This window comes from Fusobacterium perfoetens, from assembly GCF_021531595.1.
Lineage (GTDB): Bacteria > Fusobacteriota > Fusobacteriia > Fusobacteriales > Fusobacteriaceae > Fusobacterium_B.
In genome coordinates, this window is record NZ_JADYUD010000011.1 from 49,362 (window position 1) to 64,170 (window position 14,809).

The 14,809-nt window shown below is 29.3% G+C and carries 10 protein-coding genes; 4 read left to right on the forward strand and 6 right to left on the reverse strand.

The genetic code is table 11. The features are described 5' to 3' along the window. Positions 1 to 5 precede the first annotated feature (5 nt). The 6 genes from I6E17_RS07400 to I6E17_RS07425 all read right to left on the reverse strand — a co-directional run bounded on the left by I6E17_RS07400 (position 6) and on the right by I6E17_RS07425 (position 5,530). Positions 6 to 1,478 carry a TrkH family potassium uptake protein gene (locus tag I6E17_RS07400; protein ID WP_235236451.1) on the reverse strand — a complete coding sequence of 491 codons (1,473 nt, stop codon included), beginning with the start codon at positions 1,476 to 1,478 and terminating at the stop codon, positions 6 to 8. 2 nt (positions 1,479 to 1,480) lie between these two features. Beyond that, positions 1,481 to 2,863: a Trk system potassium transporter TrkA gene (gene trkA / locus I6E17_RS07405; protein ID WP_235236452.1), complete on the reverse strand. Its 1,383-nt coding sequence runs from the start codon at positions 2,861 to 2,863 to the stop codon at positions 1,481 to 1,483. A gap of 74 nt (positions 2,864 to 2,937) precedes the next feature. Beyond that, entirely contained in the window at positions 2,938 to 3,813 is an 876-nt protein-coding gene (locus tag I6E17_RS07410) for an ATP-binding protein (protein WP_235236453.1), read from the reverse strand. Positions 3,814 to 3,816: 3 nt separating this feature from the next. Beyond that, positions 3,817 to 4,611, reverse strand: a complete 795-nt coding sequence (locus I6E17_RS07415; protein ID WP_235236454.1) for a hypothetical protein — start codon at positions 4,609 to 4,611, stop codon at positions 3,817 to 3,819. 21 nt (positions 4,612 to 4,632) lie between these two features. After that, on the reverse strand, positions 4,633 to 5,091 hold the full coding sequence (locus I6E17_RS07420) for a helix-turn-helix domain-containing protein (protein WP_176828642.1): 459 nt from the start codon (positions 5,089 to 5,091) through the stop codon (positions 4,633 to 4,635). After that, positions 5,081 to 5,530, reverse strand: coding sequence for a hypothetical protein (locus I6E17_RS07425; RefSeq protein WP_235236456.1), 450 nt, complete (start codon positions 5,528 to 5,530; stop codon positions 5,081 to 5,083). Before I6E17_RS07425 ends, I6E17_RS07420 begins: the two co-directional genes overlap by 11 nt. A 580-nt stretch (positions 5,531 to 6,110) precedes the next feature. Here I6E17_RS07425 and I6E17_RS07430 point away from each other — a divergent pair. From I6E17_RS07430 to I6E17_RS07445, 4 genes are all read left to right on the forward strand, one after another. Next, a complete protein-coding gene (locus I6E17_RS07430) occupies positions 6,111 to 9,077 on the forward strand; it encodes an autotransporter domain-containing protein (protein WP_235236458.1) in 2,967 nt (988 codons plus the stop codon). Between the two features lie 378 nt (positions 9,078 to 9,455). Continuing rightward, positions 9,456 to 13,223, forward strand: coding sequence for an autotransporter outer membrane beta-barrel domain-containing protein (locus I6E17_RS07435; protein ID WP_235236460.1), 3,768 nt, complete (start codon positions 9,456 to 9,458; stop codon positions 13,221 to 13,223). Positions 13,224 to 13,574: 351 nt separating this feature from the next. Next, the gene (locus tag I6E17_RS07440; protein WP_235236461.1) at positions 13,575 to 14,054 is read left to right on the forward strand and encodes a type III toxin-antitoxin system ToxN/AbiQ family toxin; all 480 of its coding nucleotides are present in this window, start codon (positions 13,575 to 13,577) and stop codon (positions 14,052 to 14,054) included. Between the two features lie 228 nt (positions 14,055 to 14,282). Beyond that, positions 14,283 to 14,567 carry a helix-turn-helix transcriptional regulator gene (locus I6E17_RS07445; RefSeq protein ID WP_328225853.1) on the forward strand — a complete coding sequence of 95 codons (285 nt, stop codon included), beginning with the start codon at positions 14,283 to 14,285 and terminating at the stop codon, positions 14,565 to 14,567. Positions 14,568 to 14,809 lie beyond the last annotated feature (242 nt).

The following is a 14,809-nucleotide window of genomic DNA, read 5'->3' on the forward strand; positions in this document are numbered from 1 at the left end:
TTTTTTTATTTCTTTAAAGGATTTCTTTTATGCCATTTCTTATAAAGTTCAGGAGAGAACAGAATAAGAACTGGGAATATTTCAAGTCTTCCAAGAAGCATACTGAAAGAAAGAATAATTTTATTTATATCAGTAAGAGTTGAGTAATTTTGTGTAGGCCCTACAACTTCAAATCCTGGACCTATATTATTAAATGTTGCTGCAACAGCACTGAAGGCTGAAGCAAGATCAGGAATACTTACAGATATACCAAGAAGAATAATTACAAACACACCTATATAAACTATAAGATAACTTGAAATTCCTTCCATTAAATCTTTTGTTACAGGTTTTTCCTCCATTTTAAGACTTACAATTCTATTTATATTTCCAAGTTTTTTAAATTCTCTTATTGCACTTTTCATAAGAATAACAACTCTTGAAACTTTAAGTCCTCCTGCTGTTGAACCTGCACATCCTCCCATAAACATAAGGAAAAGAAGAATAACTTTTGAGAAAAGAGGCCATTTGTCAAAGTCTGCAGTAGAATATCCTGTTGTTGAAACAATAGATGCAACAGTGAAGAAAACATCTCTTACAAGACGGAAAACACTGTCGTACATTGAATGAATATTTATACATATAAATAAAACAGAACAGAAAACTATTGAGAAAAACCATTTCATCTCTTCACTTTTAAAAAATTGTTTTATATTTCCCAGAAGAAGAATGTAATAAAGGTTAAAGTTAAGACTGAATAAAAGCATTCCTATTCCAATAGTATAATCTATTACAGAGCTGTTATAATAAGCAATACTTGTATTTTTTATTCCAAATCCTCCAGTTCCTGCTGTTCCAAAAGCATGAAGAACAGAATCAAATACAGGCATTCCTTCAAGAGCAAGAACCACAGTAAGAAGAACTGTCATTAAAATATAGATAATATATAAAATTCTTGAGTTATAACTCATTTTTGCAACAAACTTACCAAATGTAGGGCCGGGAACTTCAGCTTTCATAAGATGAAGTGATTGATTATTACTTTTTGGAATAATAGCCAGAGCCAAAACCAGAACTCCCATACCTCCCACAAGATGTGTGAAACTTCTCCAGAAAAGAAGTGATCTTGGAAGAGCCTCAACATTTGTAAGAATACTTGCCCCTGTTGTTGTAAATCCACTTACTGTTTCAAAATAAGCATCTATAAAAGATGGAATAAACCCTGAAAATACAAAGGGCATAGCTCCAAAGAAAGAAAGAAATATCCATGAAAGAGAAACACTTACAAGCCCCTCTTTTGCAAACATTTTCTGACTTTTTGGAAGTTTTCTTGAAAGAGCAAATCCTGCAGTAAGCAGAAGTATTATTGTGTAAAAATAAGCTTTGTGCATAGACATATCTTCTTTAAAATAAAAGCTTACAAAAAGAGGAAGACAGATAAATCCAGCTTCAAGCTTTAAGATATATCCAATGATATACTTTATCATCTGAGTATTCATATTTATATCTCCTTATTGAAGAAATCAAAATTTATAATCTGGTCAATATCGTCAAGATACTGCTGAGTAGTTATAATAATAACAGTGTCATAAGGTTTTATTACATCAAGCCCTCCAGGCATAATAAGTTTTCCTTCTCTTATTATATAAGGAATAAGAACATTTTCTTTTATATGAAGGTCTTTTAAAGGAATACCTGCAACACGGCTGTATTCTCCCACAGAAAATTCTATAGCTTCAACCCTGTTGTCAGCAAGTCTGTAAAGGTTCTGAATATTGTTTTCTCCTTGAGCACCAGCAAAAGATCTTACAATTTTTACAATATAGTCTGCAATGATTTTTTTAGGTGTAAGTATAGATTGAAGCCCTACAAAATCAAGAACATTTAAAAGAGAAGTACTGTTGATTTTTGTTATAGTTTTTTTGATTCCTATTTTGTCAGCAAACATTGAAATAATAATATTTTCTTCATCAATTCCTGTAAGAGATACACAGGCATCATAGCTGCTGAAGTTTTCCTCTTCAAGAAGATCTAAATCAATTCCATTTCCATTTATAATTTCTGCATTTTCAAAAGTTTCACTCAGTTCTTTTGCTCTTTCCTCTTTAAGTTCAACTATTTTAAGTTTCATTTTTTTCTTAAGAAGAATGTCAGCAAGATAGTGGGTAATACGCCCTCCTCCAACTATAAATACAGATTTTATTCTTTCTCCTGAGTGTCCAAGAGATTTATAAAATTCTCCTAAGTCAGCATGAGCCCCTGTTACATATATTCTGTCATCAGCTTTTAAAACAAAGTTTCCTGTTGGAACATAAACTTCAGGCCCTCTCTGAACTATACATACAAGAAGGTTTCTAAAATGATTTCTTTTAAAATCAACAAGCTTAAGTCCGTCAAGATAAGAATTTTCCTCTACAAGAATTTCCACAAGATTTACTTTATTTTTAGCAAAAGAATCTACATTTAAGGCATTAGGATATTCAAGATTTTTACGGATAAAATCTGCAGCCTCTGCCTCAGGATTAAGCATAATATCAATACCAAGAGATTCCTTCATAAACTGCATCTGTTCAGAATATTCAGGATTTCTTACTCTGGCAATAGTATATTTTGCTCCCATTTTTTTAGCCATTACAGATGAAATAAGGTTTATTTCGTCGTTGGTAGTTACAGCAATAAAGATATCAGCACTATGAACACCTGCATCAGCAAGAACTTCACGGTTTGCTCCATTTCCTACAATCCCCATAATATCAGATACAGAAAGAACTCTGTCAAGAATTTTTGCTTCTTGCTCTATAAGGGTTATATCATTTCCTTCAGTGGAAAGATCTCTGCAAAGAATTTCTCCAATCTTTCCTGCTCCTACAATTACAATTTTCATAAATATACTCCCGTGTTAAAATGATTAAAATTATTATATCAAAAATAACAGTTCTTCTCAAATAAGAAATTAAATTACTTCCTATTTATTAATGAAGAAGAGAGGAAATCCATGAATTTTTCAGTACCTGATTTTCTTCTGCTTTCTCCAGTGCAGCAAATGGGAAAACACATTTCAGAAATTCTGTCTTTTATTCTTGTGCCAAAGGTTTTTACAATGGCACATTTTAAATTGTCTCTGCTGTACTCAAGATTTGTTGTGATTATAAGAGGTTTTTCAGCCCTGTATCTTGTGTCAATTAAAAGAAATATCTTTTCAAGACTCCACTCTGATATTTTTTCACAACCTAAGTCATCAATAATAAGAAGGTCACAGAGAGATATTTTTTCAAGAATTTCATTTTCAGCCTTTCCCCATTCAACCTTAAGCTTTCCAAGATAAAGCCCAAGATTTATAGCAATAACTGTTTTTCTCCTTTCAGTGAGATAATTTCCTATACAGGCAGCAGCAAAAGTTTTTCCAGTTCCAGAGTTTCCATAAAATAAAATTCCTGCATCTCCTTTGGACTTCATAAAGCTTTCAGCATATTTAAGAGATATTTCCATATGCCTTCCTGTTAAATCTGCTTTTTCAAAGGTTGAATTTAAAAACCTTGAATCAATAATAGAAAAATTTTTGTATTTATTCACCTTGTTTTTTATTCTTTCCTCCCTTGCCTTTCTGTCAAATTCAGCAAGATCCCTTTCATAGAGAGTTTCATGGCAGGTACAGCTTGGAATATATCTTATCTTGTCCCCTAAAATATTAATCATCTCTTCAGGAAGAGTGTGATTTTTTATATATGGCTTTCCACAGATACTGCATTTTTTAAAACTGTGATATTCAGGTTCTTTTGCTTTTAAATCTTTATTTTCAAAATCTAAAATATTATTTCTAGTTATTATTTTCATAATTTAAAACCCCATTTTCTTAAGTGCTTCAAGGGCTTCTTCATCTTCCTGATAGAGAGGCTCTTCTGTAATTTTGTTTTTTACAGGATTTCTTTCTGAATAAGTTCCATTAAGGGCTTTTTTTAGATTTTTTATATTAAATATCATGTTAATGCTGAAGGTCTTTGCATATTCATTCTGACTCATAATCTCCATAGCCTTAAAGAGCCGTGAAGCTCCAAGAGCCTGAATACAATTTACAAAAACACTGTTTTCAGGAAGAAATTCATAACTAGGAAGTCCAAGTTCAGCATATTTTTTCATAATGTCCTGAATAAAAGGGGGACAATTTTCAGGCATTATATATTTATTTATGATTTTATTAGTATGATTATTATTAGTATGATCTTTGGTATGAAAATTTTTCATAGGGGGGCATGAAATTTTTTCATCGCCCCCTTGAAGATTTTTCATGGGAGGGGGTGAAAGTTTTTCATATGCTTTCCCAAGAGAAAAATATAAATATGTTCCTGATTTATTATTTTTTTCATTTTTTACTGTTTTTCTTAAAAATCCTTTTTCACAAAGCTTTGAAATTCTGTTTATAAGAGTTCTTTCAGTTCCAATAATTGGGATTTCATTTAAAATATATTTATAAGTGAGCCATATATATTTTATGCTGTTTTCACAGATAACTTCAAATTTATCAGATGTGCTGAAAAACATATCTGCAATAACCCTTAAAATAAGGGCATCTTCTGAATTTAAACCATATTCCATAAGGATATCCTGAGGATAGCCATATATATTAAATTTCATTTTCTCCCTCCTGATTTAATTTTAGTCTCTTAAAAATGGAAGAATACCTTCAGTTACAATAAATTTTCTTTTTCCTCTTTTAAAAGAAAGTATCTCTCCATTGTCTATAGCTTTATAAATGCTGTTTTGATTCATTTTTAAAAATCTTGAAAGCTCTTTCACTGAAGTGACAGTCCCTAGCTCTTTTTTCATTTTATCAAGGAGCATTTTTTCAAATTCACTTCTTGGTTTAGAAGCTTTTATAAGGTATTCATTAATTTCATCTTCTATATTTTCAGCCATTTTCCATATTCTCCTTTGTTTATTTTCCCTTCTTATTTCTTTTTTTATGATTTTAATTTTTTCATCAAGTTCTTGTTTTTCTCTTTGGGCACAGACGAGCCTGAACTCGTCTATGTCAAGATTATCAAAGAGAAATCTAAATCTTTCCCTTACACACTGAGAACTGTTTATACTTAAATCTTTCTTTTCAGTGTTCATGTTTTATCCTTTGATGAGGTTTTATTATGCTTAAGAAAGGAAAAATTTCTTTTGTTTTAATTGAGTATAAGCTGTTGCATGAAATACATGGAATAATTCCAGTTTCAACAGCATCTAAGACTATATCTACATCAATATCAAGGAAATCAGCAAGAAGGTGAGGTTTTGTAAGAGCCCCAAGTATTTTTATAGCTTTTTCCATATAGTTGTATTCAAAGGGATCTTTTGTTGTCTTGGGGATATAAGATAAGGGATCAGTTAAAAAGGTTGAACATTTACGGTAATAGCAGAATATTTGTTTTTGAAGCTTTTCAAGAGGTTCATCACTTTGAAAAAAGTTGATATACTCTTGTTCTTTAATATAATTTCTTCTTCTTAGCAGCTCTTTGGCTGTTAGTTTTTTACTTTTTGCATTTTTTCTTCTGGGTTTTTTAATCATTTTAGTTTTTCTCCTTTTCTTTAAAAAATTTAAGCAGAGAAATTTCTCTAAAACAAACCACATGTGTGACAGAATTATATAAAAAAGTTTCAAAAATGTCAAAAATAAAAACGGTCAAAAGTTACACAAAGTGGCTTATAATGCACAAGAAGTCACCAATTTCCAAAAGTGAACACTTTTAAAATGAGAAAAAATTTGAAATAAAAAAAATTTATAAAAAAACTTTAAGAATTTAAAAAAACTTAAATTTGAAAAAAAGTGCTTGACATTTAAAAAGTGCAGTACTATACTTAAATTGAATATATTTGAAAAATATAGAGTGAATTTTACAAAAAATAGTATAAATAATTTTAACTAATTAAACAGTTTGATTTCCCCTTAAGTCAGACTGTTTTTTTATTACTCTTATATATAAAAGTAATAGAAAAAAAGCCAGATTACCATATTTCTAGGTTGTAGAAAAATTTAAAAGTAATTATACAATTTTAAGGGGGATAAAATATTATAATTGCTTTTGATAGGTTAAAAAAAAGAGGTCAAAAAGGAAAGAATTTACAGGTTTTACAGGAGGGATTTTGGTATGGGAAAAAATTATGTAGAAAATTCACTTAAAAGATTTCTTAAAAGAAAAGTGAAAATTACAATGGGGGTTGTGGTTTCATTTTTAATTACAGGAGCAGTGGCTTTTGGAGCTGAAAACTATGAAGATATAACAGTAGAAAAAGGACCAGTTTTAAAAATAGAAAATAATGATGTTTTCATGAATTATGGGGATTTAGAAACAAAAGATTCTACTGCTGGAATTATAGGTTTAGAAGTAAATGGAAATGGGATATTATATAACTATGGAAATATAACTACACAAAAAGGTAGAGCAATACAGACCTCAAATAAAGAAGTGCATAACTATGGAACTTTAAAAGGTTCATTTAATGTGTTAACAACTACTAATAAAGGGAATGTAAAAATATATAATCATGAAAGTGGAAAAATTATAGGTAAACAAGGTGTTATTTCATCATTTTTTGGAAGTGAAAAATTATCAATATATAATGATGGATATATAGAAAGTATAAATTCCATTGCAGTTAATGGTAGTGGTGATTTGGAAATATATAATTCTGGAACTATAAAAACATTAACAAATACAAGTTATGTTTTAGGTAATGGAGTAAAAGAAAATAAAGTATATTTAGAAAATCATGGGAAAGTTTTAGGAGGTCAATTACCTCTTTTAGAGTTTGCCTCTACAAAAAACTTTTTTGAATTAGACAACTACGGATTTGTTAGTCCTAAAAGTGGAATAACATTGAGACTTAATGGAGTTCAAGAAGATTTAAAAGAAAATATAAAAAATTATGGAACAATTCAATCAGGAATAACTGTAACTGGTAAACAAACTAAAACATCTTTATTGAATTTAGGTTTAATAAAAGGAAATGTTCCAACAAACTCTGGTGCTACAGGTGGTGTTAATAATAAAGGTGTTATTATTGCTACAAATAAAGATATAAATACTTTTAACTGGGCAGTCTTTGATAATAATCAAGGTGCAGTATTACAAAAACAAGATGATGGAACATATAAATTATTAAATACTGATACTTTAGAAAATAATAAACAAAATGAAACAATAATAGTTCATGGCGTTGTTAAAGATATGTCTGATAAAACAGAAATAAATTCTAATAATACAGCAGACAATATGTTTATAAATAATAAATCTTTAACTCTTAATCTTGGAGATAAAGTAACAGGAAAAACAATAACTGCTGTATCTCAAGCAAAAGAAAATGTAGTTTTAGATAATGATACTGACGGAGATAAAGTATCAGGAAAAAATAATTTAACTCTAGATAATACATCTATTGTTGGATATTTTGAAAAAGATGGAACTCTTTTAAAAGTTGATGGAGATTTAACTTTAACAGGAAATTCTATAATAAATGCAGTAGCTGCAAGAGATGAAAATGGAGATATTTTAAAAGATGCTCAAAATGTTGTGGCTGTTGATGTCTTTGGAAAATTAACTTATACAGAGGGAGAAAGCCATATTTTTGGAACAATTAAAGGTGGAGAAGGTTCTAAAATTGTAGTAAATGGAACAGAAACAACAAATCCAAATGAACTTACTGAAACTTTATCAAGTTCAGGAAATATATATCTTAATGGACAAAAATGGACAAAGGGAGAAACAGGAAGTATTGAGTTAACAGGAGGAACTGTTCATATTGATAATGGAAATGGAACTCTTGTAGGATATCTTTTTGGAGATAATCAAGATGGAAAAACAACTCTTGATGGAATGATTACAGGAAAAGGAACTTTAAATGTAAATGAAATAAGATTTGATTTAGGAAATTTAGAAATAAATAATATGGAAGATACATATAAAGTTAATGGTAATAAAGATATTGCAGTTCAAGATGCTCTTAATAAAATTAATGTATCAGGAATATTTAACAAAAAAACAGATGGAAATGGAAATTTAATTCTTTCTCTTAAATCAGCAGAAGAAATGGGAATTCATGATCCTTCAAAACAAAAAGAATACGAAGAACTTATTAAAAACTTTAAAGATTCAGAAGAATTTTATAACTTAGTAAATACAGGAAATGCTGAAGCTATAAGAAAATATCTTGGTATTCTTGATAAAGTTATGGAACTTCTTGGAACAGCAGGAGTAAAAATTACAAGAGATATAACAGGAGCATTTACAGATGCAGTTGTTGAATTTGATAAAAAAGCAAATAAAGGTGAATGGTTAACTAATGCAAAATATATTGGTTCTGACATGGAATATGATGGAACAAAACATATAAATGGTTATGACAGCGATATTAAATCTATGATTGGTATGGCTGAATATGGAATAACAGAAAATACATCTTTAGGATTTGCTCTTGGTGGAGGAGATACAGAGGTTGATTTAAAAACTCTTAATGGAAAATCTACTTCTTTTGATGGTAAAAACTATTATGCAGGAATTTATGCTAAACATTCTATAAATGGTTTTGATATGACTGGAAGCCTTGGATACACTATAAGCGATTTAGATGTTGAAAAAGGTGGAAGTGCAGATTCAGAAGCTGTAACTCTTGCAGGATATATTAAAAAAGATGTGTATGTAACTGATACTGTAAAACTTGAACCAAACTTATCATTTACTTATGACTATATTATGCAAGATAAAGCAGAAATGGGAGAAGGAATGACAATAGACAGTGGAGATTCTCATGTATTTGAAGCTGGTGCAGGATTAAATCTTGTTAAAGAATTTGCACTTGAAAAAGGAAGCTTAAAACTTAAAACAGGTGTTAAATATTCTATGACAAATATAGAAAGAAATAAAGATGTAACAGGAAAATTCTATAATGCAGATGTAAACTTAGGAAACCCTGATATAGATGATAAAGAAGGAAAAGCTCATGTAGGATTTGACTATGAACATGAAACAGGTTTCGGAGTAAATGGAAAATATGAAATGATGTGGAGTGATTCAGGAGACGATTCAAGAATTACAGCAGGAATCTCTTATAGATTTTAGTAAATAAAATCTAAATTAAATAAGCACCCAAATAAAAATCCTTAATAAAAACAGAACTCAGTCTTGGTGTGAAAACACTGGGGCTGAGTTTTGTTTTTGTATATAAAAATATATATTTAAAATAATTAAAAAAATTTTTTACGATTTTTATTGAAAAAAACATATTAAAAATTTGCATGTATAAAAAATATTTGGAAATATGAAAAACATGTACTATACTCATAAAAAGGGTGAAACTATGTAAATACTAATAAAAACAAAATATATGAAAGAGGGCATAAGATATATATTTTATTTTTAAAATTTTAAGAATTATTTAAGGGTGTAAATTCATAAATTATTTTTATGAATAAAATAAAAAATTGGAGGGATTTTAAAATGGGTAAAAATTATGTGGAAAGTTCATTAAAAAGATTTCTAAAAAGAAAAGTGAAAATCACTTTGGGACTGGTTGTTGCTTTTATGATTACAGGAGGGGTAAGTTTTGGAATAAAAGGACCTTTTGTTGCTCATGATAATGATGGAACAAATTATCAAGTTAAAAAACTTGAAGATGAGAATATTACTATAACTGGTGGACTTATAGGATTAGAATATGGAACAGTATCAAAATATGGTCAAGCAGGAGCAACTGGTTCTATACTAGCTTTAAATGGTGGAACTGTAAACATAGGTAATGAAAAAACTAAAAAAATAAATTTAATTTCTACTGGAATTTATGCTCAAACATTATCATCAGATAATAGTTATGGCTCTTCTGAAACAGGGAAAGGTGGAATAATTAATGTTATTACAGATGAACTTAATATAGAAGCTCATGGAAAAAAAGGAAAATCTAATTATGCTATAGGTATTTATGCTCTTAATAGGTCAACGAAAGCTAGTTCAGAAAATGTTTCAAAGATTATAATTAATTCCAAAAAAACTACTATCAATTGTACTATAGAAGAAGGAAGAAGTAGTGGAATACAAGCATGGTCACAAGGACAGGTATTCATAAATGAAGGAACTCTTGAAGTTAAAGCAGATGATATTATTAAAACAAGAGGAAAATCTTTAGTACAACTAAATGCAAAAAATAATTCTCAAAATACCATGAAATTAGATGGTGATATTAATTTTGCATATAATGCTACACAATCTGGAACAACAGTTGATTCAGATATAATAATTAATTTATCAAATAAAGATTCGTATTTTAATGGAAAAATATATTCTTCAGGAAATCCCACTGCAGGAAAATCTATAGTTAATGGAATGAAATTAGGGCTTTATAATGGTGGAACATGGAATGTAACAGGAGACAGTTTTGCAAATGAAATAGTTATAAAAGATGGTGGAAAAATTTCTTTTGGAAATGGTGAAGATAAAACATTAGAAATGTGGAATAGAGAAGAAGCAACAGATAAATTAGCTGCTTATGATAAAGGTATTCAAATGCAAGGTGGAGCTATAATTGAAGGAAATGGAAATATTGTAGCTTATGACCTTGATTTAACAGGAAATACTCCAGAAACTGAAAGTTTAACTAAAACAGTTTATGGTAATGCTATTACAGTAACTAATAAAGGAAATATTCTAGCTCTTGGAAAAGATTCTTCTATAACAGGTAATGTTCTTATAGAAACTGGTGCAGAACTTACAAATAAAGGAATGTTTAAAGTAGTAGGAACAACAGATAAAGAAGTAGTATTAACAAATAAAGGAACTATTAATTTAGCTTCAGGGACATCAGTAACTCTTGGTGAAAAATCTTCATTTGAAAATAAAAAAGGAGCAACACTTAATGTAGAAAGTGGAGCAACAGCAGTTACAGGTGGAACAACAACAAATAATGGTGTAATTTCTCTTAAAGATACTGATAATTCTGATAAAACTGTTTCAAAACTTCTTGCAGGTGGAACACTGACTAATGAAGGAACTATTGCTTTAGCAGACAGAGCAGAAGCGATGACAGATGAAAACTGGAATAAACTTTTAGAAACATTAATAACTGATAAAGGAACATTTACAAATAAAGGAATGGTTGTAGATAAAGCAGGAAATTCTATTTTCTCTGCAGGAACAACTATAGAAAGTGGTACAGCAGGAGAATTACTTGAAAGTGGAGTTGCAGGAAGTGGAGAAACAATAAAAATTGAAGATAAGCAAGATGGAACAACTATTACAGGTTCAACTTCACAAGAAGGAATAGAAACAACTACAGATACTTTAAAAGATATAACAGTAAATGTTGAAGGAAATCTTAACTTAGCAGAAGGTTCAGGAGCAGGAGTTGTAATGGAAGATGTTACAATGAATGTTTCTAGTGGAAAAAATGTAACAGCAACAGGAGAAGGGCATAAATTATCAGGAAATGTAGTATTAAATGGAGAATCTTCTATAGTTGTTGGAGATGGAAAAGATACTTCTGATTCTAACTTAACATTAAGTGGAGCAGTTTCTCAAGGAGCAGTTGAGGAAAATAAAGCTGCAAAAATTGAAGTTAAAGAAAATGGAACACTAAACCTTGTTGATGCTACTGTAAATGTAGCAATAAATAGTGATGCAACAGGACAAACAGGAGCAGTAACATCAAAAGGAGAAACATCTATAAAAGATATAACAGCAAAATCTTTAGACATAAAAGAAGCAGGTAAAGAAGTTAATATTACTACTATTGATGGAAATGTTAATATAGGAACAATAACTGTAGGAGATAGCATAAATACTAAAGGTGAAAAAACAAATATTTTAGTATTATCAGCAGATACAGTTTTAGGAACACCTTCTTCAACTAGAGCAAGATTATTTAGAGCACCAGCTGGTACATCAACAAATACAATAAAAATAGGTGGAGAAAATGGACAGCTTGCTCTTGAATTAGGAGAAAATGGGAAAAATGCTTTAGGAAACTCTAGTGGAATAGAAATAATAGGAACTTCAACAGATAAAAATAATAAAGATTTATTAATAAAAACAGCAGGTTTATCAGGTAAAGAAAATACAATAAATTTAGGAGATAATAAATTTGAAAAAGTTGGAGTTACATCAGACTCTAAAATTTATTTATTAGATACAATATTAAATGAAAATGCTGGAGATAGTAATAATACAACAGTAATATTAAAATATAATAATGAGTTATATAAAGGAAATTCAATCCTTAACAATATAAATGCTCAAGCATTTGATGTATCTAACTTCTTTAGTTCTGATGAAGCTGAAAGAGAAGTTCAATTAGATAAAATTTATTCATCTAACATCTATTCTGAAACAGTAAAAGCAGCTTATGATACTGTTAAAATGAATGAAGAAGCAGTTCTTTCTCTTGCTAGAAAATCTGAAGTAGGAAAATGGACAGCTGAAGGTAAAGCACTTTACTCTAAAGATGAATATGATAGAAAAGGAACTGTAGGAGAATATTCTTCTGAAATAGAATCAACAGGACTAATGGCAGCATTTGGTTATGGATTAAATGAAACTACTACAGCTGGAATTGCTTTCTCTGGTGTAAAACAAGATGTTGATACAGATGGCGGAAGTGCAGATGCTGATTTATTCTACTTAGGAGTATATGGAAATAAAATTGTTGGAAACTATGACTTCACAGCAGGATTAGGATACCAATTTGGAGAATATGAAGCAGATAACACAATAACTAATGTTCATGGTTCAGATAAATATGATTCTAAAGCATTAAGCGGATATGTACAAGGAAGATATACAGCAGACTTAGGAGATGGATTATCACTTCAACCTAGAGTAAGATTAGGATATACTTATGTAGAACAAGATGATACAAGAGATTCTTACTTTGGAGTAAGCGATGCAGAAATAACAACATTTGATGCAGAATTTGGTTTAGATACAGTTAAATCAGTTCAATTAGAAAAATCTAAAGTAGATGTAAAATTCGGAGTATCTTATGTAAGAACAATGGGAGATACAGATGATGAATTTACAGGAAGATTCTATGGAGCAACAGCAAGTGAAGGATTTAATGTATTAGGAGCAGAACTAGCAGAAAATGTAGTTAAATTTAACTTAGGAGCAGAAGTAACAAATGAAAACGGATTCTTCTATAATGGTGGATTAACTTATGAATTCGGAAGCAATGATACAGATGTTTATGGAGTTAATGTTGGTGTAGGATATAAATTCTAGGACATAATTACCCAGCATAAATAAAACCCTAAAAACAGAACTCAGTCTTGGTGTAAAAACATCGGTCTGAGTTTTGTTTTAAAATCATATTGAACTTAAAATATAAACCTATTCAAAAATATGAAAATATGGTATACTTATGGTAATAAAAGAGCGGTGATTCTCCACCATAAAGTGTAGAAACTAAAAGAGCGGTGTTTCCCCGCCATTAAGTAGGGAGTTAAAAGAGCGGTGTTTCCCCGCCATTAAGTAGGGAGTTAAAAGAGCGGTGTTTCCCCGCCATTAAGCAGGGAGTTAAAAGAGTAAGGTTGGTTATTAAAAAACCAACCTTTTTATATATAAGGAGATTATATGAAATTATATACAATTAATGAAGACTATATAAATTATTTAAGAAAATTTTCAGAAAATGTAAAATATAATAAAAATGAAAGCAGACCATATGTTGGTATTGTATTAAAAATCAATGACCATAATTATTTTGCTCCACTTGGTTCTCCAAAACCTAAACATATAAAAATGAAAGAAGCTCTTGATTTTATTAAAATAGAAAATGGAAAAACTGGAGTTATAAACTTAAATAATATGATACCAGTATCAAAAGATTATATTACAAATATCAAAACTAATACTTTATCTGATAAAAAATATGCTATTTTATTAGAAGACCAATTAAGATGGATTGAAAGAAATAAAGAGACTATAATTTCTAAAAGTCTTAAATTATATACATTAATTACTACAAAAGAAAATACCATATTTCATAAGAGAACCAATGATTTTAAATTTCTTGAAGAAAAAGCTCTTGAATACGAGAAAACAAATAATTAAAATATAAAACTTAATATTATTTATTAGATTTGATTTCTTTTACCTTATAGTATATATTTTAAGTAAGAAAGATTGTCAGGAAACTCAACCCGAGGAATAAAAATAGAGAATGAAAGAGTAAAGAAGAAGTTCTAAATTTTAGGACTTCTTTTTTATTTTAATTTAAAAAATAGATAATATGTTATCTATTAATTGACTTTTAATATGTTTTTAGATAATATATTATATATGAATTATGATTTTTTAGATATAAAAACACCAAAAGAAATTCAAATGGAAATAGCAAAAAATGTAAGAAAAAAAAGAAAAGAGTTGAAGCTGACACAGGAGGAATTTGCCAAAAAATCGGGGGTGAGTTTTGGTTCTATAAAGCGTTTTGAAAATACAGGGGAAATTTCTCTTTTCTCTTTAGTAAAGATTGCGATTGTCTTAGATTGTGAAAATGAGTTAATGGAGCTTTTTAAGAAAAAAGAATATAGTTCCATTGAGGAGATTATAAATGGAAAATATTAAATCTTTGCAGGTATTTTATAATAATATAAAAGTAGGAAATTTAGCTGTTCTTCCTAATGGACTTACAGCTTTTGAATATGATGATAAATGTTACCTGTAAGATTAAAAAAGGTTAGATGAAACTACAAAACGGTTAGGTAAACAAGGATAAGATTTTGAATAGGAAAAGCACGGTAAAAACCGTGCTTTTCTTACTTTTTCCTATAAAAGTTTTCAATTTTTTCAAGGATAAAAATTACAAG

Bases quoted from the DNA above. Each gene is read 5' to 3' on its own strand.
- I6E17_RS07415 (WP_235236454.1), bottom strand. From the start codon at position 4,611: ATGAAATTTAATATATATGGCTATCCTCAGGATATCCTTATGGAATAT.
- I6E17_RS07425 (WP_235236456.1), bottom strand. From the start codon at position 5,530: ATGATTAAAAAACCCAGAAGAAAAAATGCAAAAAGTAAAAAACTAACA.
- trkA (WP_235236452.1), bottom strand. From the start codon at position 2,863: ATGAAAATTGTAATTGTAGGAGCAGGAAAGATTGGAGAAATTCTTTGC.
- I6E17_RS07430 (WP_235236458.1), top strand. From the start codon at position 6,111: ATGGGAAAAAATTATGTAGAAAATTCACTTAAAAGATTTCTTAAAAGA.
- I6E17_RS07420 (WP_176828642.1), bottom strand. From the start codon at position 5,091: ATGAACACTGAAAAGAAAGATTTAAGTATAAACAGTTCTCAGTGTGTA.
- I6E17_RS07440 (WP_235236461.1), top strand. From the start codon at position 13,575: ATGAAATTATATACAATTAATGAAGACTATATAAATTATTTAAGAAAA.
- I6E17_RS07400 (WP_235236451.1), bottom strand. From the start codon at position 1,478: ATGAATACTCAGATGATAAAGTATATCATTGGATATATCTTAAAGCTT.
- I6E17_RS07410 (WP_235236453.1), bottom strand. From the start codon at position 3,813: ATGAAAATAATAACTAGAAATAATATTTTAGATTTTGAAAATAAAGAT.
- I6E17_RS07445 (WP_328225853.1), top strand. From the start codon at position 14,283: ATGAATTATGATTTTTTAGATATAAAAACACCAAAAGAAATTCAAATG.
- I6E17_RS07435 (WP_235236460.1), top strand. From the start codon at position 9,456: ATGGGTAAAAATTATGTGGAAAGTTCATTAAAAAGATTTCTAAAAAGA.